Genomic DNA, 18,123 nt, shown 5'->3' on the forward strand with positions numbered 1-18,123 from the left:
TTGAATCACCGTCCTTCGATATCGATAAGGATTCCAGATGAACACGACCGACCGCAAGATCATCGCAATCGACCGCGCAGCGATCCTTGCCGATGCACGGCGCGAACTCGACATGCCGTCACGGCGCCTGTTCGGCAAGCGCATGCTCACGCTCGGCGGCCTCTCGCTGCTGACAGGCTGCACGATTACCGACGACGCCTCGGTCAACACGTTCCTCACCGCCGTTTCCCGGCTCAACGATCGCGTGCAGGCATGGCTGTTCGACCCGACCGGGCTCGCACCCACGTACAGCGAAGCCCAGATCACGCGCCCCTTCCCCTTCAACGCGTTCTATAGCGAAAGCGAAGCGCCCGTGGTCGATGGCGACGACTATCGGCTCAGGCTCAGCGGGCTCGTCAAGGGCCAGCGCGTCTGGACGCTGCCCGAGTTGTACGCGCTGCCGCACGCCGAGCAGATCACACGGCACATCTGTGTCGAAGGCTGGAGCGCGATAGGCCGCTGGGGCGGCACGCCATTCGCGCATTTCCTGCGCCGGGTCGATGCGGATCTCACCGCGCAATACGTGGGCTTTCGCTGCGCCGACAACTACTACGAAAGCATCGACATGGCCACGGCGCTGCATCCGCAAACCTTGCTCGCTTTCGACTACGACGGCGAGCGCCTGCCGGCGAAATATGGCTATCCGATGAAGCTGCGCATGCCGACGAAGCTCGGCTACAAGAACCCCAAGCACATCGTCGAGATTTTCGTCACGAATACGTATCCAGGCGGCTACTGGGTCGACCAGGGCTACAACTGGTTCGGCGGTTCGTGACGTCTTCCGGCCGCCGCCTGATACGCCACTTCATGCGACGGTTTCACTTCCGCCCGCAAAAGGGGCAACGTTTTTTTCCACCCAGCAAGGAGCAATGCAAATGAACACGATCCGATTCGCAGCCATCGCCATCTCGGCCGCCCTGTTGAGCATGAGCGCGGGAGCATTCGCGCAGGCAAGCGGCGCGATGTCGAACGACGCCATGTCGAAGGACTCGATGCAGAAGGACGCCATGGGCAAAGGCGCCATGGCGCACGATACAATGAGCAAAGGCGGCGCGATGAGCCATGATCAGATGAAAAAGCCGATGAAGCCCGACGCCATGGGCATGGATCATCCGGCATCGGGCGCCATGGCGCACTGAACCGTCGTAACGCGCTCCCGGCATCGCTTGCCAGGAGCGCATCGCGTGCGCCCCAGCACAATGCGCAAGCGATGCACGATTTCCGCGGGGCCGCACACCCTGCACTGGGAGTACGTGATGGGAAGCGAATGGCAACGCCGCCTGAAATTGTTCATTCAGCGCTTCTGGCAGCCAACCAGCGCATGCATGACCTGCATGCCGGGGAGCTGGGGCAACATCATGAGCCTGCCCCATTGGACCATTGCATTCAAGACAGGACTGTTCACCGGCGCGCTGGCGGTGCTTCTCACCTTCACGCCAGCAACGAAGTGGTACGCGAATCGCTATGGCAACGCGCTGCTGGTGGGCTGCCTGACCATCATCGGCGATGCCTACGCACACACGAGTCACTATCGCATTCATGTTCTCGAACACATTGCGACGGGGGTCGTCGCTGGCCTGATCGCGCTCGCAGCGTCGTATCTGTTTGACGAGCGAGCGCGCCGCATACGAACGCTATGGACGCGCCTGACCGGGTGATTCACGAGGCGAAGCGGGCTTCCGCATAGGCCATAGGTCCGATTGACTGCGCATCCACGCATGGCACCCTTCGACAAAGCCGTCCTTTGGCTCATCGAAGGGGAACCCAATGCGCGCCTGCCGATACGTGGTCCTTTGCGCTTTGCCATTCACGATCGTCGGCTGCAACACGCCGCCCATTCCACCGGGCAAGCCGGTCGATATTCCGACCGCCCTCGAGCAGGTCCTCACGGGCCTGTGCAATTTCAGGAAGGAACAGGCCGAGCGCAAGCAGGATATGGGCGTCGCAATCGACACGGTCACCGTGGAACTCGACTTGACCGTCGACGGCGCAAGGAATCCCCCTGTAGCGGTCGCGCCGGATATCCAGTTCATTCCCACGGTGAGCTATGGGCAGATCATCACGGCGAACCGGGGCAGCCGGCTTACGCTCACCCTGAAAGGCGCTGGCACGCACGGCGGCTGTGACGTCATGACATCGCCAAAGTAGCGGCTGTTCGTTTTCGCTATAGGACCATGGGCCCATAGCCAGATCGTGCGGTTGTGACATGATGGGAGGGCGCGTCACACTCGGCCCTGGCACCATGCGCATTGTTCATACGTTGCTGATCATCCTGGCTTTCGGGACGAGTATTGCCAGCCGGCCGACAGGCTGCCTCGCTGCCCAGGGAACGCCTGCGCAAGCCGCGGCGTCACAGGCCGCGACGGCTGCACCAGCCAGTGCGCCATCGCCCCCTGCGGCCCCCACCCCCACCGCCACGCGCCGGCTCAACCTCGCCATCCAGCCGAAGTTCGGCGATTTCGATGCCATGCTCGACCGCAGGCTGATCCGCGTGCTGGTGCCATACAGCAGGACCCTCTATTTCAACGAGCTCGGTCATGAGCGAGGGCTGACCGCCGGGCTCATGCGCGACTTCGAGCGTTACCTGAACAAGACGTACCGGAGCAGCCTCGGCAAGCGTCCCTTGACGCTCGTGATCATCCCGACGACGCGCGACCAGCTCCTTCCCGCTCTGCTGGCCGGGAAAGGGGACATTGCCGCCGGCAATCTGACCGTCACCGAAACGCGGCTCAAGCAGGTCGACTTCGTCGCGCCGCGCGACCGCAAGCCGGTTCGCGAGCTGGTCGTCACCGGTCCGAAGTCGCCCACGCTTACCAAACTCGACGACCTGAGCGGCAAGACCGTGCACGTGCGTGCGAGCAGCAGCTATTTCGAGAGTCTGACCGCCCTGAACGCGCGCTTCAAAAAAGAAGGCAAACCGCCGATTAAGCTGGTATTGCTGCCCGATGCGCTCGAGGACGAGGACGCCATGGAGATGCTCAATGTCGGGCTGGTCCAGATTCTCGTCGTCGACGACTGGAAGGCGAAATTCTGGGCGCAGGTGCTGCCGGGCATCGTGGTGCATGACGACATGGCCGTGCGTGACGCCGGCTATATCGGCTGGGCGATCCGCAAGCAGAGTCCGAAACTCCAGCAGGCCATCACCGACTTCTACGTTGGCTACGTGAAAAAGCAGAGCGTGGCGGAAGTGCGTCTGCAGCAGGAACTGCAGCGCGTCAAGCAGATCACCAGCAATACGGAGGACGCCGAACTGAAGCGCTTCACGCAAACGGTCTGTCTCTTCGAGAAGTACGGCGCGCAATATCGCTTCGATCCATTGATGCTTGCCGCGCAAGGGTTCCAGGAATCGCAGCTCGACCAGAGCGCCCGCAGCCACGTTGGCGCGATCGGCATCATGCAGCTCATGCCGGCGACCGGCAAGGAGCTGGCCGTCGGTGACATCCGCGTGACAGAATCGAACATCCACGCCGGCGCGAAATACCTGGACCTCCTGATGTCCCGCTACTTCCCGGATGCGCACTTTTCCGACTCGGACCGCGCCCTGTTCGCGTTTGCGAGCTACAACGCGGGTCCGGCCAGGATCGCGAAGATGCGCAAGGAGGCGGCCGCCCGAGGGCTCTCGCCCGACAAGTGGTTCAACAACGTCGAGATCGTGGTCGGCGAGAAGATCGGGATCGAGACGACCACTTACGTGCGCAATATCTACAAGTACTACGCCGCCTACCGGCTCGTACAACAAGCGCAGGCGGCACGCGAACGCGCCATCGGGCAGGCGCGCAAGCAGGGCTGAGGCAGACTTACGCGTCAGGCGTCCAGCACCGCGAGATGAATCTCGCGACTTCATCCAGCGCATACCGCGCACTCGACAGCTCGTGCGTGGATCGCTGGAACACGTGGTGCAGTCCTTCGTAGATTTCCAGTTGCACCGTTGCGCCCTGCTCCGCTGCAGCCGCCGCGTAACGTCGCGCGTCGTCGAATAGCAACTCGTCCGTGCCCACCTGGAGCGCGATGGGCGGCAGGCGCCCGGGAATGGCATGCAGCGGCGACGCGCGTCCATCCGTGGGATCGCCAGCCCCAAGATACGCTGCGGCGGCATTGGCGAGCACCGGCCGCGTCAGAACGGCATCCCGGGTCGCATCGCTCTTGAACGACGGCCCTGTCAACGCCAGATCGACCCACGGCGAGAAAGCGGCCACGCTCGCAATGTTCAACGTGCGCGGTTCCTCCACACCCAGAGCCGCCAGTGCAAGGGCGCCGCCCGCGGAGTCGCCGACCAGCGAGACTTCGCGTATGCCGCCGTTCGCCAGCCATCGCAGCGCGGCGAGCACGGCATCGTGCGCCGCGGGAAACGGATGCTCGGGCGCAAGCGGATAGTCGAGCACGAAGGTATCGACACCGGCACGCACCGCGATCTGGCTCGCGAAACCGCGATAGCCCGATGCAGAGCCGAGCACAAAGGCCCCGCCGTGCAGGAACAGGATCGCGCGATGGGCAGGCGCGGCGCGCGGCCGAATCCACCACCCTGTTGCGTCCGCGTTCGCGATGCTCTCCATGCCGACGCCGTCCGCGACCGGCGTCTGCGCGGTGATGGCGTCGTACGCCTCGCGCATCGTTCCTTCGAATTCGTCGAAAAGCCGCTGCGTGCGCTCGATCGAGGCCCTCGCCGCCTCGCGGTCGTCTTCGCTCAGGCTGTGCCGCACTTCGGTCAGGTTTGTGCGTTGTCCGATGCTCATCATGGCTCCTTCGTTGCGTGAATGCGTTGTCAATGGGCATGACGATATCGATTCCACTCAGGGCATGGAAGACGGTCAGATGGAATAGAATCCATTCCAGTCAGGAAGTTTTGGGGAAGGGAAAATGGACCGGCTCGACGCGCTCAAACTTTTCATTCGCATCGTCGAAAGCGGGAGTTTCGCCGCGGCGGCCCGCGACATCGGCGTGGGTCAACCTGCGGTCAGCAAGCAGATCGCGTCGCTCGAGCGTCATCTCGGCGCTCAACTGGTGCGGCGCACGTCGCGCAGCATGACGCTCACCGAGACCGGTCAAACGGTCTATGAAGCGGGCTTGCGCATCATTGGCGACTTCGCCGATCTCGAGTCCTCCGTCGGGCACGGCCAGCTGTCTGCGAGCGGGCTGATCCGCGTCACCGTGCCACCGGTCTTTGGCCGGCTGTATGTCGTGCCGCACCTGCCGGTGTTTTTCTCCCGCTATCCGCAGGTGTACGTGGACCTTTCCGCAACGGAGCGAGTCGTCAATCTCGTCGAGGAAGGTTTCGATCTTTCGGTCAAAAGCGGACCGCTTGCCGATTCCTCAATGATTTCGAGGCATCTGGCCTCGAGTCCGGTCGTTGTCGTCGCGACACCGCAATACCTCGAAAAGCATGGGCGCCCCGAACGGCCGCAAGAGATCGAACGGCATGCCTGTGTGGTTTTCGCGCCCCTGCACGAGCCGCGGGCATGGCGTTTCGGCAACGTCGAAGGGCCGGGCCTGCAGGTTCCGTCCGGCAATTTCCGCACCGGCGACGCGGAGCAGATTCGCGCTGCCGTTCTGGCCCATATGGGCCTGGTTCAGGCGCCGGCCTGGCTCTTCGCAGCGGAGATGGCGAGCGGCGAGGTCGTCAGCGTGCTGGAAGGTTTCGCGCCGCCGCCGTTGCCCGTCCACGGCGTGCATCCATCGGGCAGGCGGCTGCCGAACAAGACTCGCGTGTTTCTCGACTTCGTTGCCGAAATCCTCGCGGCTGCTCCGCGGCCGGCTTTCGTTGCGGCCTGATGGCTTTGCGCCTGTGCGGAACGGTGCTTGCTGCGATAAGTGGGTCACTCATTAAGGAGAGCCAAAATGCCCGAGAAGAAAACGATCGAGCGTGCGCGCGCAGACAAGCGCGCAGGCAAATCTGCAAGTACCCAGGCCGGCGAGTTCGTGAAGGAGGAGTTCGATCGCGTTCGCGAAGGCAAGCATGGCGTGCGTTCCGCGAAGCAGGCTGTCGCGATCGGCCTGTCGAAGGCGCGGCGCGCCGGTGTGGACCTGAAACCGCCGGCGCCAGGCAAAACCAGCGAGGCGACGCGCAAGAAGGCCGCAAAGGATAGCGCGGCGGGCCGCGGCGAGAAAACGGGCCGCGCGAGCACGGAATCGAAGGCCAAACGCTCGCGCACGACGACGCAAGTGCTCAAGGGCGAGAGCCGGGAGGGCGCATCGCCACAAGCCGCGTCGAAGCAGGCAAAGACCGCGGCGGCGCGCCGCCCCGCGGCCAGCCGGTCGGCGGCCGCGAAAAAGGCTGCGCAGACGAAGGGCGCAGCGGGCCGTTCCGCCGCGGCAAAAAAGGCGGCGAAGACACGCGCCGCGCGGGCGCAGCACACCCGCCACTAGCGGTAGCGCGGGGTTATGAGACTATCTTCCTCATCGCCCCGCACGCGCGTGCTGCACAATCGCCGATGTCCTCACCCGCTCTGCTGCTCGAACAGATCCTTCGCGACGTCCCACGCCGCTATCGCTTGCCGCAAGAGCCCGCGGCTTCGGCGCTGCCGCTTCGACACGCCAATCCGGCGACGGCTCTCGCACGCGTCATCGAACAGGCGCGTGAAGCCATCGCACATGGCGGAGCACCCGACGCGACGCTGAAGCCGCGTTTCATCGACGCGCTCGCGGCCATGATCACGGAGGCGATGCACGCCGATTCCGGAGACCGGGCATTTCAGGCGATGGTGCTGCGGCACCGCGCGCCCCACGTACGCGAATTTGCCTCGCTTTCGGCACAGGCCGATCAGGACCGCCGGCAGATCCATGCTGCGGTCAATGCGATCGCGCATCCAGCCAAACAGCAGCGCGCCCTCGAGGCCTGGCAGCGCGAAGCGCTTGCGCGGCTGCATGCGTCCGCGGCATTGGCGCACCACGAGGCCCATTACGCGGGACTCCATGAAACCGCGCGAGACCTTCTCGCTTCGCCGGAGCTTGCGAAGGGCTCGGCTTTCGAACCCGCGCTGGCCGATCTGCAGAACAGTCCGGCACTGGCGCGCTTGTGCCGGCTCGAAGCCCTGGCGCCCGACCCACTCGTGCAGCAATACGTATCATTGCTGGATGCGTATGGTCCGCGGCCGGGTACGCCGGCGGCCGTGGCGCAAGGCCGGGCGTCGCAGCGACGCGGCGCGGCTGTCGAAGCGCTGGCCATCCAAGCCTTCGAATCTCTGGCTCAAAGGCTCAACGCGGCGCAGGAGAACCCGCACGCGTACCGTGTCGTGAGTTCGATGCGCGTTCCGGCCTCGATACCGGGTTCGCACGAGCGCGCCAAAACGGAATGGGACGTGGTCCTGCTCGAGCGGCTGCATGCGAAGACCTTCGATATCGTGCCCGTCTGGAACGTGCGCCTGCTCGTCGAAGCGAAGGCATCCGTCGAATCCGCAACGACCGACCTGCCGCGGCTCATGCGCGGTTTGCGCCTGCTCACGCACGCTGAAGAAAACGTCGTGTATACGTTCGAGACCCAGCAGGGGCCCGTGCGACTGCACGGCGCCTCGCTACGCGCGCAAGGCTTCGACGAGTGCGGCTTGCTGAACGCCGTGCTCTATTGCTGCGACGCGCCCGCCAACGGCGTTTCGCGAATGCTCAACGCCGCGAGCCGTATGCAGCTTTTGTCCGCACCGGCGAGCCTCGAATACGCCAGCACCCAGTGGGACGGGCGCCATGCGGATCCGGAAATACTGGCTGCTGTCTGGCAGCACCTCACGCATTCGTCGCGCTGGCATGCCGTGCTCGACCAGTATTCGATGCTGCGTCTCGTGCGCGAATTGATGGTGCACCCCGATGACCTGATGGCCACGATTCGCGATGCAACGGGGTGCTCGCCGGGGTGTTCACAGTCCACAGCGAACGAACGGCCTTGTTGAAGTGCGCGTGCGTGCGTTCGAGAGAGGCGCGCTGACGCCTCAATGCTCCGTGCTTGCGCGCGCCGCCGCGGGGCACGCCGGATCCTTGCCCCAATGCCCGTCGCACACGCGCCAACGGCAAAGCTGATCTTCGAAGAAGCCCTGTTCTCCGCACGCCTTGACTTGCTGCGCGAGCGTGAGCTTGCCAGCCGCCGGCTTCGACGCGTGCGCGGACGCGTCCTTGCCATCGCCCGGCTTGGTGCGGGCAACGAGCACGGCTAGCAGATCGACATCGGAATCGTCCTTCTGGCCGCCTGGCCGCGCATCGTGTCGCTTCTTCGCCAGCGTTTCACCCTTGGCGCTCCCTGCATGCGCGGCGCTTTTCGCTTCGTGGCGGGCTTCGGCGCCCTTGGCCGGATGCTTGTGATTCGCGTCTACGGACGCGCTCGCCTGCGGCGCCGCACCGCCCGCCGGTGCGCTCGCTCCGGCATCGCGCGCGCCATTGGCCAACGCACGCGAAAGCCGGCCATCGTCGGGTACCGTTGCGGACGCAACGGCGTCAGGTGCGGGCTTCGCGTTGTCGGCAGTTTCGTCGTCGCTCACGATCGTGGCGGCGTGCGAAGCCGACGCCGTATCATGCGCGCTCGCCGCGTTCGCGACGGTTGGCGCTGCCCCTGCAGGGGCAGCTATCGGTGCAACGGCGGTGGCAGCCGCCTGCGTCCCGGCGTTCGCTGGTGCGCTGCGCTCGGCCACGTGCCAGGCGCCGAAACCGGCGGCGCCGATCAGAACCAGCGCCCCGACCAGCATCGGCGTGCGCGAACGCCGACCTGTACCAGGCGGCGCGGCCGGCGGCACGACGCGGCCCTCGAGATTCGCGAGGATGCGCGAGCCGCCCGGTTGTGCGCCCGGGACGCTGGCTGGCGTGTCGGCGAGGAGGCTGGGGGCAGCCTTGGGGGTAGAGTTGTCCGGCGCACTCATTCACTGTCTCGTTGGAATCGTGCTCATTGTGCTCATTGAATTGAGCCTGTTTCACCGCAATAATACGAGGCGGCCCAACTTCGGGCAGCGCTGATTCTAAAATCAAGCATTACAAAAAACAATTGCCACTCCGCGGGTTCGCTTTTGGTCGCCATTGCTCTCGTCGCCTATTTTGCCATTGCCGTACCACTGGCCGCACTCTTGCTGCTGCCCGCCGTACGCGCATCGCTTTTCAGCACGTTATTCGAATTGCATAATTTAATTATGCGTCGCGCTTCAGCAAGCGCCACTCACGCCCGGAGTCAGTTCTTTAAGTCGGCAAAAATTTCTCATTCGAGAATGGCCGATATGAAAAATATACTCATCAGGCGGCGCTTGCTGATTTTCATTACCGCAGGTATTCTTGCGACGCCGCCGCTCATTGCCATTACATTGCGCGGTCATCAGTTATTTCAATACGATGACACGCCCCGGGTGCCGGACGAAAAAATCGCTGCCTTGCTGAACGGCGAGCAGCTGGTTCCACCGCCGCCGCTGCCTCCCGAGGTATTCGCCACGAAGGAGGTCGAGCAGGTGCGGCCCGCGCTGCACGACGCAAGCCGCGACTGGAATCTGCTGGATGCGGATTTCCGCACGCGGCTATTGCTCGTCTACAAGATCATGCGCGAGCAATACGGTTATGAAATGGCACTACTGGAAGGTTACCGCAGCCCCGAGCGGCAAAACAGGCTTGCGCAAATGGGCGGTAATGTGACAAACGCGGCAGCTTTCCAAAGCTATCACCAATATGGACTCGCGGCCGATAACGCATTTCTGCGTGACGGCAAGCTCGTCATTTCAGAAAAAGATCCCTGGGCGATGCGGGGTTATCAGTTATACGGCCAGGTGGCCGAGCAGGTTGGCCTGACCTGGGGCGGACGCTGGAAATTGATGGACCTGGGCCACGTCGAATATCACAAACCCGGCTTCGTTCTGGGTCGCGCGCCGGCAATTGTTAAATGAGGCGCAGCGGGAAATAAATGGGGAGTTTTATGGGGCGTTCATTCATTCTGCCGGGCGGCAAAACCTCTTGCTGCGTGACGACACCGCACACCACGACAAACAGCACCCAAGGCACCAGGACCTGAACGGCTTATGCAACGCTTCTTCAACGTGTTGACAAACACGCGCACGCTCTCTGTCGTCGGCGTGATCGCGCTCGCGGCCGCATTGTTCATCGCGGCCGATGCACTGCAAATCAGCCCGGTCTGGCCCGCTGCCGTGCTCGGCGCGCTGTTCGCGATCTGGCTCGTGTTCTGGCTCTGGCGCCGCGCGCGCGTGCGGCGCGCGAACCGCAAGCTCGGCGACATGCTGGAGCAGCAGGCGCAGACCGATAACGGAGAGCCCGCACCCGCCCCTGCCAGGCAGGCGGAGCTGGATGTGCTGCGCACGCGGCTCGTCGACGCCGTAAAAACCATCAAGTCCTCGAAGATCGGCCAGCTTTCGGGCGGCTCGGCGCTGTATGAGTTGCCGTGGTACATCGTCATCGGCAATCCTGCAGCCGGCAAGAGCAGCGCCGTGCTGAACTCGGGCTTGCAATTCCCCTTCGCCGACAAGCACGACGCCGTGGTGCACGGCATTGGCGGCACGCGCAACTGCGACTGGTTCTTCACGACCGAAGGCATCCTGCTCGACACAGCGGGCCGCTATTCGGTCCACGAGGAAGACCGCAGCGAATGGCTCGGCTTTCTCGGCCTCCTCAAGCGCCATCGTCCGAAGGCGCCGATCAACGGCATCATCGTCACCGCGAGCATCGCGGAACTCACGGGCAACCGCCCCGAGTTCGCCATCAACCTCGCGAAGAATCTGCGCCAGCGCGTGCAGGAACTGACCGAAAAGCTCGAAGTGTTTGCGCCCGTGTACGTGATGTTCACGAAGGCCGACCTGATTACCGGCTTCACCGAATTCTTCAGCAGCAACGACCGCCAGGAGTACGACCGCGTGTGGGGCGCTACCCTGCCCTACGAGCCGGATGAGAAGCGCGATATCGTCGCGCTGTTCGACGAGCGCTTCGAAGAGCTTTACGAAGGCCTCAAGGAAATCAGCATCGCGCAGATGTCGCTCAGCCGCGGCAAGCAGCTCTCGCCTGGGCAACTGAGCTTCCCGCTCGAATTCTCGGCGATCAAGCCGGCGTTGCGCGCGTTCCTCGCTACGCTGTTCGAGAACAACCCTTTCCAGTACAAGCCGATCTTCCGCGGCTTCTATTTCACGAGCGCGCTGCAGGAAGGCGAAACCAGCAGCGCCGCCGCGCAGCGCATTGCCAACCGTTTCGTGCTCTCCGCCGAGGGGCTGCCCAAGCCGCATAGCGCGTTTTCCAAAAACGGCTTCTTCCTGCGGGATCTCTTCTCGAAAGTGATCTTCGCGGACCGGCAAACCGTGAAGCAGTTCGCGAGCCCTGCCAAGACGCGCATGCGCTACGCCACGTTCTTCGGCTTCGTCGCGGTGCTCGCGCTCGCGCTGGGCGGCTGGACGTGGTCGACCATCGGCAACCAGCAGCTCGTGGCGAACGTGCAGGCCGATCTCGACAACGTCGAGCGCATGCAGCAGAACCGCAACGACCTGCAGTCGCGCCTGCAGGCCATGGACATTCTCGAAGACCGCATCGAGCAACTCGAGCAGTTCCGTCGCGACCGCCCGCTCGCCGTTTCGCTCGGACTCTACCAGGGCGACCGGCTCGAACAGCATCTGCTCGAAGAGTATTACAGCGGCGTACGGCAGATCATGCTGACGCCCGTCTCGCAGAATCTCGCCTCGTTTCTCAAGGACGTGGACGCGCATCCCGAACTGCTCGCGCCGATGTCGCATACGCCCGATTCGGGTGCGATTCCCGTCTCGGCGCACACGGCAATGGCGGCCGGCAGCCAGGGCGGCCTCTATAGCGCCGCCTCGCCCACGAGCGTCGAAGACGCGTACAACGCGCTCAAGACCTACCTGATGCTCTCCGACAAGCGTCACGTCGAGGCCGCGCACCTGACCGACCAGATCGCGCGCTTCTGGCGTGGCTGGCTCGAAACGAATCGCGGCAACATGCCTCGCGACGAGATGATCAAGAGTGCCGAGCGCATGATCACGTTCTACCTCGCGCGCGTCTCCGACGACGACTGGCCGATGATCGACGCGAACCTGGCGCTCGTCGACCAGACGCGAGAAAACCTGCGCCACGTGGTGCGCGGCATGCCGGCGCGTCAGCGCGTGTACGAGGAGATCAAGGCGCGCGCCTCCACGCGTTTCGCGCCCATGACGGTGGCGCGCATCGTCGGCGACACGAATACCTCGCTGATTGCGGGCAGTTATGCGATTTCCGGCACCTTCACGCGCGAGGCGTGGTTCCAGTACGTGCAGCCCGCGATCCGCGACGCCGCGACGAAGGAACTGCAAGCGAAGGACTGGGTGCTCAACACCTCCGCGCAAGACGATCTCACGCTCGAAGGCAGCCCCGAGCAGATCCAGAAGGCGCTGGTGTCGATGTACAAGACCGAGTATGCGCAGAACTGGCAGAAGTTCATGCAGGGCATTGCCGTGCAGGACTTCGGCACGTTCGGCCAGGCCGTCGATGCGATGAATCGCCTGGGCGACCCGCAGGATTCGCCGATCCGCAAGATCCTCGAAACCGCGTACGACCAGACCTCGTGGGATAACCCATCGCTCGCGAGCGTGAGCATCAAGCGCGCGGAAAGCGGCGTGACGGGATGGGTCAGGCAATGGTTCTCGCGCATGTCGGGCAACACTGCCACGGCCAATCTCGACCTCAACGGCAATCCGGTCGAGCCTTCGATGGGTCCGATCGGCCAGGCATTCGCGGGGCTGGGCCGCATGGTCGTGACGCACGACAACGCGTCGCTGCTCGGCGGCTACATGGACTCGCTCTCGAAGGTGCGCACGCGTCTTAACGTCATCAAGAATCAGGGCGACCCGGGACCGGGCGCGCGCCAGCTCATGCAGCAAACGCTGGACGGCAACGGCTCCGAACTTTCCGATTCGCTCAAGTTCGTCGACGAGCAGATGCTCACGGGCTTGACCGACGCGCAGAAGAAGGCGCTGCGCCCGCTGCTCGTGCGCCCGCTCATGCAGGCCTACGCCGTGGTGATCCAGCCTGCGACCGTGGAAGTGAACAAGGTTTGGAATGCGCAGGTGTACCAACCGTTCCAGGCCTCGCTCGCGAACAAGTACCCGTTTGCGGGCAGCGCGAAGATCGAGGCAGGCGCGAGCGAAATCGCCCAGATGTTCGGGCCGGACGGTGCGATTTCGAAGTTCGTCGGCACCACGCTCGGGCCACTCGCCGTGCGCCGCGGCGACACGCTCTCCGCACGCACCTGGGGCGACATGGGCCTCACGCTCACGCCCGACTTCACGACCGGCTTCGCGCGCTGGGTGGCGCCGCTTGCGGGCGGCGCGGCGGGCGCGGGACAAGGCTCGTCCGAGCCGCAGACCGTGTTCCAGATCCTGCCGCAGCCGTCGAGCGGCACGACCGAGTACACGATCGCGATCGACGGCCAGCAACTGCGCTACCGCAACACGCCGCCGCAGTGGACGAACTTCGTCTGGCCCAATCCTCAGGGCGCGCCGGGCGCGACGCTCTCGGCCACCACGTTCGACGGTCGCACGATTCAGTTCGTCAACGAGCCGGGACGTTACGGCCTGGAGAAGCTCATCAACTCGGCACAGCGCACGCGCCATCCGGACGGCACGTTCGACCTGACGTGGACGCAAGGCAGCGTGACCGTATCGGTGAGCATGCGCATCGTCAGCACCTCGCAGCCCACGGCTGCGAGCAGTAACGCGCCGCAGCAGCAAGGTTTGAGCGGCGTGCAACTGCCCTCTTCGATCGCAAGCGTCGGGACAGTGAACAGTGCGGCTGCCAACCCTGCGGCCGGCGCGAGCGCGTCGCCCGCCGCCGTGGCCGCGGCGGCCCCCACTCAGACAGGAGGAACCGCGCAATGACGCAGTCCGTTCAGGCGCAGATCGCGTACTTCGGCAAGATTCCGTCGCGCGGCGACTTCGTCAAGAGTGCTCACAATCCGCAGCTGCTGCAGACACTGGACCGCTGGATCGCACAGGCGATGGAACTGCTCGCCGACGATCCGCGGTGGAAGATCGTCTATGCCGAAGCGCAGCCCATGCACTTCGCGTTTCTCGGCTCGCAGAGCAAACTCGCGATCGCCGGGCACATGGTGGCGAGCCAGGACCAGTCGTCGCGGCGCTTTCCGTTTCTCGCGGCCACCGCGCTCGAAGTCGAGCAGCCGCTCGCCTTTCTCGCGCGCAGCCCGCTCGCCTTCGCGCGGCTGTGGTCGCGTGCCGCGCAGCAGATGCAGCCGCTCCTTGGCACGAGCGAACCGGTGGGCGCGCTGCATGCGCTCGGCGAAACCCAGGTTCCCGTGGATGTGGGCGGCGTGGGCAACCCGCACGACGGCACCTTCAACGACTTCGTCGAACACCAGACGCTCGAAGGCCTCGAGCGGATGCTGCTCGCGAGCGGCCACCCCGTGCGCCTGCGCGGCGCGATGCTCGCGCTCGGCTCGCTCCTGCGACCAGTGATGACGAGCGGCTCCTCGCATCTGGAGCGCGGCCTCACGCTGCCGCTGCCGGTCGACCCGTTCTACCGCAGCCTCGTGGCCGCATTCTGGCTGGAGCTGATCGCGCCGTTCGTTTCGAAGGCGGACTTCGAACTCGCTATCTTCATCGGCACCATCGCGCAGCGCGAGCGGCTCATCGTCGGCTTCAACGGCGCATCGGCCCGGACCCTGCACAGCGTGGTTGATCCGCAAACCTACGCCGCCCACAACATCGATATCGACGATCCCGAATGGATCGACGGTCACGCACAAAGCGACCATGGCATCAGCAAACTCGTCAGCTACCTCGATCAGCCGCAACTGTCGCTGCGTCTTGCGATCGACACGTTCCAGGAAGCGTTCGTTGGGGAGGCTGGGCATGCTCGGCGCGGATAAACAGGCGCGCGCTCCTGTGCGTACGGCGATGGCTGCGGCGCTCGCGGCTGGCGTGTTGGGATTCGCTGGCTCGAACGCGTGGGCCGACGATGCGAGCCCTGCTCGCGTCACGCCCGTGAACAACAGCGGCGCGCAGGTCAGCACGACTGAGCTTCCTGCGGCGAACCCGGCGGCCTCTACGGCTGATACTGTTCCCCGCTCGACCGCCACGTCCACGCCCGCGCCTGTCGATACGGCGCCCGGCCAGGTCGTGGCAGGCGGCAAGGTGCCCGACGAAGCCACGCACGCGGCTGTGCTCTCTCGTCTGCGCGAGACCTATGGCGCGGCGAACGTCGTGGATCAGATTGAAGTGGGCGACGTAGCGACGCCGCCTAACTGGTCGGATAACGTGCAGAAGCTGCTCAACGCGCAGCTCAAGCAGATCCATAAAGGACAACTGAAGATCGACGGCACGCAGATCGACATGCGCGGCGAGGTGGGCAACGAGGCCACGCGCCACCAGATCGCGAGCGACATGGCCACCGCGCTCAATCCGACCTATACGATCCGCAATGGGTTGCGCGTGAGCGCGTCCGAGCAGGGGCTGCTCGACCAGACGCTCGCGAATCGCACGATCGAATTCGAAACGGGCAGTGCGACGCTCACGCCGCAAGGCCGGGCGATTCTTGATCAGATGGCGGCCGTGCTTGCGAAGATGAATACGCGTACTGTGGCGATCATCGGGCATACGGACAACTCGGGTAATCGCACTTCAAACATTGCGCTGAGCCAGGCGCGTGCCGATGCTGTTAAAGGGTATCTCGTCGGCAAGGGGATCTCGCCGCAACAGATGACGGCGACTGGTGTGGGTCCTGACCAGCCGATTGCTTCGAACGATACGAGTGATGGGCGGGCAAGGAATCGGCGGATTGAGTTTCGGGCGGGGTTGTAGGGGGACGGGAAGGCGAACTCACTGTCTTTTCTCTTCCGGCGCTGGGCGTTCATCGACGTATTCTTTGGATACCTCAGCCACGGCGGTTTCATTTGGATACACATGCACCGTGAGTACGCTGGAATCTCCCGGCAATTCCCGCAAGACGGCGGTTGCATGGATTCTTTCGCCTAATCTTGGGGCGCCCTCTGGCCCTCCCAGCGAATAATCGATCGAAATCGGGCCAGGCTTCACCTTCACGCAGCAGACGGTCGAGCCACCCGCACCGCCTGGGTGATAGGCCATATAAGCACCACCTGCGTATTGACCGTTGACCGCGACATCGTAGATCGCGCGGGGCCAGTAGTTGTAGATTGAGACGTCGATGTTCATCGGCCGCTCCGAGCAAGCGGCGAGCGGCAATACGGACAGCAAACCGACGAGCAAGCGGCGGGTTAAGGTGTTGAACGCAGCGTCATACATCATGCATCGACGGACATGGACTGCTGCGATGCCACAAGCTTCGGCGGCGGATCGCATTTGCAAATACAGAGGTCATCGCTCAATGCCGCATGTCGTCCATCGGGCGCGGTCATCACCTGACGCGGTCCATCGCATTTGATTTTGCCCGTGGTGTTGCATGCGGGGCATTGCACATCATCGCCTTCGTGGGCAACGTCACGTCCTTCGAACTCGATTGAGGTTGGCGTGGCGACCACCGTACCGTTTGTGGTGGTCCTGTCGCCTTGAAGTATCAAGTAACGCGGCATGGTTCACTCTAGTTTGACGACAAATGGGTTCAACTGACAATCACGCGTCGATCGATATGACCTGCTGCAACGCGACGGTTTCGGCGTCTGTGCGCATTAGTGAACGTCATCACTAACAAAGACGACTGATTTCCCTTGCGTGCGTTCCAGCATCCTGGGCAAACGTATCATCACGATATACTGCCTGACGCCGAGTCCGGCAATCCATTGCGAAACGGGAAATAGAATCAGGGCGCGCTCAGCAGGATCGGGCCGTGCGAACCAAAAACTGGCGTCAGAATGCGCACGATCACGAGCGACAGAGGTGCAATCAACAGCACCAGGTACATGTGCAACTTTCCAGAGGGGCTGCGTGAACTCAACACCGCCTCCAGCTTGGCGATACTTTGCAGCCGATACTGAAAGACACTACCTTAGTCCTCAAATGCCTGCTGAACGAAGCGCGAGGTCGCTAGCGCCCTGTCGACATCGCGGGCGGTAACTGCCATCCAGTAGCCGGTCAGCGTGATACCGAGCGCGAGACCAACAGCGTGTGCGTACAGAGGCAGCGGCGCGAACATAAGGTAGAAAAAGAAGAAAACGACGCCAAAAAAGAAGTAAAACGCCGTCACCATGATCATATTCGCGAGCCCCAGTGAAACGAGCCTCGATTGACCTCTGTCGATCAAAACAATGACGCATGGTCCCACGACGGCAATTATCAACATCGCCGTAGCTATCCAGAAAGGCGCTAGCGACACACGAAACGCCAGCGCGTAAAAACCAAAGGCGATGGTGATCGAAACGACATTGACGAACAGCGTTAGCGGAATCGTCTTCTTCACTACGTTCCAAAGCGCGGTCTTTGCGTGAATCACGGTCGTATCGCGGCGAATTACATTTGCAGATACTGAGCTACTCAGCCACTAGTACGGGCTTTCGGCGATCCTTCGCGAGTTGTCTCGGCAAAATGACCATCACGACAACGATGCGAACCAGCAGCCCCCCAAAACCACAGCGACACCGGCATGCCCAACACCGCCAGAAAAAAAAGGACACCGTTCGTTCCAAAGCTGGAACTCAGGAGTCGGCTCAGAATAAGGCAAAACGGCGCAACACCGCAGACGATCCAGTAATAAATCTTCGGGAAAGGCAAGCGCTCATTGTGGAGTTGATCGAACAACATCATTCCTGGCTGAATCTGAAAGCCGAGATTGGACCCTTGATCGATAAAAGCGCGGTCGACAAAAGAAGTTGTCGTGATTGTATGAAGGACGCTTCGTTTGATGATGATCAGCCAGTACAACGTCAATGCGATGCCACCCAGAAGCCCTGGCCATTTAACCACCGGATGCAGTGGCGCAAAGATGAAATAGTAAAAGTACGCAAAAATGCCGAAAAAGAAATAGACCGCGAATATGCCGATCGACTGGACCAGCCCACACACCCACAGCAAGTTCGTGCGGCGGTACATCATGTAGATCATGAAGGGCGAGAAAGAGCACGTCAAAGTGACGAGCATCGCGAATTTCCACGGCCACCCAGAGACCGCAAGATCGTCGGCATAGGCGGCATATGAAACGCCGGTACCAAGGCAAGAGCAG

At 63.0% G+C, this 18,123-nt stretch carries 18 protein-coding genes; 12 read left to right on the forward strand and 6 right to left on the reverse strand.

Annotation, left to right across the window (positions count from 1 at the left end):
• Window positions 1–37 precede the first annotated feature (37 nt).
• The 5 genes from BFD71_RS22920 (at window position 38) to BFD71_RS22940 (ending at window position 3,829) form a co-directional block, all read left to right on the forward strand.
• Complete coding sequence (locus tag BFD71_RS22920; RefSeq protein WP_069266606.1) at window positions 38–814, forward strand: molybdopterin-dependent oxidoreductase; 777 nt, start codon at window positions 38–40, stop codon at window positions 812–814.
• Between the two features lie 100 nt (window positions 815–914).
• Window positions 915–1,178, forward strand: a complete 264-nt coding sequence (locus BFD71_RS22925; RefSeq protein ID WP_069266607.1) for a pentapeptide MXKDX repeat protein — start codon at window positions 915–917, stop codon at window positions 1,176–1,178.
• A gap of 117 nt (window positions 1,179–1,295) precedes the next feature.
• On the forward strand, window positions 1,296–1,697 hold the full coding sequence (locus BFD71_RS22930) for a hypothetical protein (protein ID WP_069266716.1): 402 nt from the start codon (window positions 1,296–1,298) through the stop codon (window positions 1,695–1,697).
• 109 nt (window positions 1,698–1,806) lie between these two features.
• Complete coding sequence (locus tag BFD71_RS22935; RefSeq protein ID WP_069266608.1) at window positions 1,807–2,187, forward strand: hypothetical protein; 381 nt, start codon at window positions 1,807–1,809, stop codon at window positions 2,185–2,187.
• A 94-nt stretch (window positions 2,188–2,281) separates the two neighbouring features.
• On the forward strand, window positions 2,282–3,829 hold the full coding sequence (locus BFD71_RS22940) for a transglycosylase SLT domain-containing protein (protein WP_069266609.1): 1,548 nt from the start codon (window positions 2,282–2,284) through the stop codon (window positions 3,827–3,829).
• Between the two features lie 7 nt (window positions 3,830–3,836).
• On the opposite strand, the gene BFD71_RS22945 is transcribed toward BFD71_RS22940, so the two are convergent.
• Window positions 3,837–4,775: an alpha/beta hydrolase gene (locus tag BFD71_RS22945; RefSeq protein WP_069266610.1), complete on the reverse strand. Its 939-nt coding sequence runs from the start codon at window positions 4,773–4,775 to the stop codon at window positions 3,837–3,839.
• Between the two features lie 121 nt (window positions 4,776–4,896).
• Here BFD71_RS22945 and BFD71_RS22950 point away from each other — a divergent pair, with 121 nt between their 5' ends.
• The 3 genes from BFD71_RS22950 to BFD71_RS22960 all read left to right on the forward strand — a co-directional run bounded on the left by BFD71_RS22950 (window position 4,897) and on the right by BFD71_RS22960 (window position 7,916).
• Window positions 4,897–5,808 carry a LysR family transcriptional regulator gene (locus tag BFD71_RS22950; RefSeq protein ID WP_069266611.1) on the forward strand — a complete coding sequence of 304 codons (912 nt, stop codon included), beginning with the start codon at window positions 4,897–4,899 and terminating at the stop codon, window positions 5,806–5,808.
• Window positions 5,809–5,874: 66 nt separating this feature from the next.
• Window positions 5,875–6,402 (forward strand): DUF6496 domain-containing protein, encoded by a 528-nt coding sequence (locus tag BFD71_RS22955; RefSeq protein WP_069266612.1) that lies wholly within the window; start codon window positions 5,875–5,877, stop codon window positions 6,400–6,402.
• A gap of 65 nt (window positions 6,403–6,467) precedes the next feature.
• Window positions 6,468–7,916, forward strand: coding sequence for a 3-deoxy-D-arabino-heptulosonate 7-phosphate synthase (locus BFD71_RS22960; protein ID WP_069266613.1), 1,449 nt, complete (start codon window positions 6,468–6,470; stop codon window positions 7,914–7,916).
• Window positions 7,917–7,955: 39 nt separating this feature from the next.
• On the opposite strand, the gene BFD71_RS22965 is transcribed toward BFD71_RS22960, so the two are convergent.
• Window positions 7,956–8,873: a hypothetical protein gene (locus BFD71_RS22965; RefSeq protein WP_069266614.1), complete on the reverse strand. Its 918-nt coding sequence runs from the start codon at window positions 8,871–8,873 to the stop codon at window positions 7,956–7,958.
• A 144-nt stretch (window positions 8,874–9,017) separates the two neighbouring features.
• Here BFD71_RS22965 and BFD71_RS22970 point away from each other — a divergent pair, with 144 nt between their 5' ends.
• The 4 genes from BFD71_RS22970 (at window position 9,018) to BFD71_RS22985 (ending at window position 15,791) form a co-directional block, all read left to right on the forward strand.
• Entirely contained in the window at window positions 9,018–9,875 is an 858-nt protein-coding gene (locus BFD71_RS22970; RefSeq protein WP_069266615.1) for a M15 family metallopeptidase, read from the forward strand.
• Between the two features lie 132 nt (window positions 9,876–10,007).
• Window positions 10,008–13,853, forward strand: a complete 3,846-nt coding sequence (tssM, locus tag BFD71_RS22975; protein ID WP_069266616.1) for a type VI secretion system membrane subunit TssM — start codon at window positions 10,008–10,010, stop codon at window positions 13,851–13,853.
• On the forward strand, window positions 13,850–14,860 hold the full coding sequence (tagF, locus tag BFD71_RS22980; RefSeq protein ID WP_069266617.1) for a type VI secretion system-associated protein TagF: 1,011 nt from the start codon (window positions 13,850–13,852) through the stop codon (window positions 14,858–14,860). Before tssM ends, tagF begins: the two co-directional genes overlap by 4 nt.
• Window positions 14,844–15,791, forward strand: a complete 948-nt coding sequence (locus BFD71_RS22985) for an OmpA family protein (protein ID WP_069266618.1) — start codon at window positions 14,844–14,846, stop codon at window positions 15,789–15,791. The genes tagF and BFD71_RS22985 overlap by 17 nt, the downstream gene beginning before the upstream one ends.
• Before the next feature lie 18 nt (window positions 15,792–15,809).
• Here BFD71_RS22985 and BFD71_RS22990 read toward each other — a convergent pair whose 3' ends face one another.
• The 4 genes from BFD71_RS22990 to BFD71_RS23000 form a co-directional block, all read right to left on the reverse strand.
• Complete coding sequence (locus BFD71_RS22990; protein ID WP_176732943.1) at window positions 15,810–16,163, reverse strand: hypothetical protein; 354 nt, start codon at window positions 16,161–16,163, stop codon at window positions 15,810–15,812.
• 89 nt (window positions 16,164–16,252) lie between these two features.
• Complete coding sequence (locus BFD71_RS39315; RefSeq protein WP_083245413.1) at window positions 16,253–16,540, reverse strand: PAAR domain-containing protein; 288 nt, start codon at window positions 16,538–16,540, stop codon at window positions 16,253–16,255.
• A 413-nt stretch (window positions 16,541–16,953) separates the two neighbouring features.
• A complete protein-coding gene (locus tag BFD71_RS22995) occupies window positions 16,954–17,364 on the reverse strand; it encodes a hypothetical protein (RefSeq protein WP_069266620.1) in 411 nt (136 codons plus the stop codon).
• A 74-nt stretch (window positions 17,365–17,438) separates the two neighbouring features.
• Window positions 17,439–18,041, reverse strand: coding sequence for a hypothetical protein (locus BFD71_RS23000; RefSeq protein WP_256094885.1), 603 nt, complete (start codon window positions 18,039–18,041; stop codon window positions 17,439–17,441).
• Window positions 18,042–18,123 lie beyond the last annotated feature (82 nt).

Origin of the sequence: Paraburkholderia nodosa (assembly GCF_001718195.1) — a bacterium.
GTDB classification, from domain to species: Bacteria; Pseudomonadota; Gammaproteobacteria; order Burkholderiales; family Burkholderiaceae; genus Paraburkholderia; species Paraburkholderia nodosa_A.

What these genes read in the sequence shown, in the direction of transcription:
- BFD71_RS22920 (WP_069266606.1), top strand. Translation starts at nt 38, where the DNA reads ATGAACACGACCGACCGCAAGATCATCGCAATCGACCGCGCAGCGATC.
- BFD71_RS22925 (WP_069266607.1), top strand. Translation starts at nt 915, where the DNA reads ATGAACACGATCCGATTCGCAGCCATCGCCATCTCGGCCGCCCTGTTG.
- BFD71_RS22930 (WP_069266716.1), top strand. Translation starts at nt 1,296, where the DNA reads ATGGGAAGCGAATGGCAACGCCGCCTGAAATTGTTCATTCAGCGCTTC.
- BFD71_RS22935 (WP_069266608.1), top strand. Translation starts at nt 1,807, where the DNA reads ATGCGCGCCTGCCGATACGTGGTCCTTTGCGCTTTGCCATTCACGATC.
- BFD71_RS22940 (WP_069266609.1), top strand. Translation starts at nt 2,282, where the DNA reads ATGCGCATTGTTCATACGTTGCTGATCATCCTGGCTTTCGGGACGAGT.
- BFD71_RS22945 (WP_069266610.1), bottom strand. Translation starts at nt 4,775, where the DNA reads ATGATGAGCATCGGACAACGCACAAACCTGACCGAAGTGCGGCACAGC.
- BFD71_RS22950 (WP_069266611.1), top strand. Translation starts at nt 4,897, where the DNA reads ATGGACCGGCTCGACGCGCTCAAACTTTTCATTCGCATCGTCGAAAGC.
- BFD71_RS22955 (WP_069266612.1), top strand. Translation starts at nt 5,875, where the DNA reads ATGCCCGAGAAGAAAACGATCGAGCGTGCGCGCGCAGACAAGCGCGCA.
- BFD71_RS22960 (WP_069266613.1), top strand. Translation starts at nt 6,468, where the DNA reads ATGTCCTCACCCGCTCTGCTGCTCGAACAGATCCTTCGCGACGTCCCA.
- BFD71_RS22965 (WP_069266614.1), bottom strand. Translation starts at nt 8,873, where the DNA reads ATGAGTGCGCCGGACAACTCTACCCCCAAGGCTGCCCCCAGCCTCCTC.
- tssM (WP_069266616.1), top strand. Translation starts at nt 10,008, where the DNA reads ATGCAACGCTTCTTCAACGTGTTGACAAACACGCGCACGCTCTCTGTC.
- tagF (WP_069266617.1), top strand. Translation starts at nt 13,850, where the DNA reads ATGACGCAGTCCGTTCAGGCGCAGATCGCGTACTTCGGCAAGATTCCG.
- BFD71_RS22985 (WP_069266618.1), top strand. Translation starts at nt 14,844, where the DNA reads ATGCTCGGCGCGGATAAACAGGCGCGCGCTCCTGTGCGTACGGCGATG.
- BFD71_RS22990 (WP_176732943.1), bottom strand. Translation starts at nt 16,163, where the DNA reads ATGAACATCGACGTCTCAATCTACAACTACTGGCCCCGCGCGATCTAC.
- BFD71_RS39315 (WP_083245413.1), bottom strand. Translation starts at nt 16,540, where the DNA reads ATGCCGCGTTACTTGATACTTCAAGGCGACAGGACCACCACAAACGGT.
- BFD71_RS23000 (WP_256094885.1), bottom strand. Translation starts at nt 18,041, where the DNA reads ATGCTCGTCACTTTGACGTGCTCTTTCTCGCCCTTCATGATCTACATG.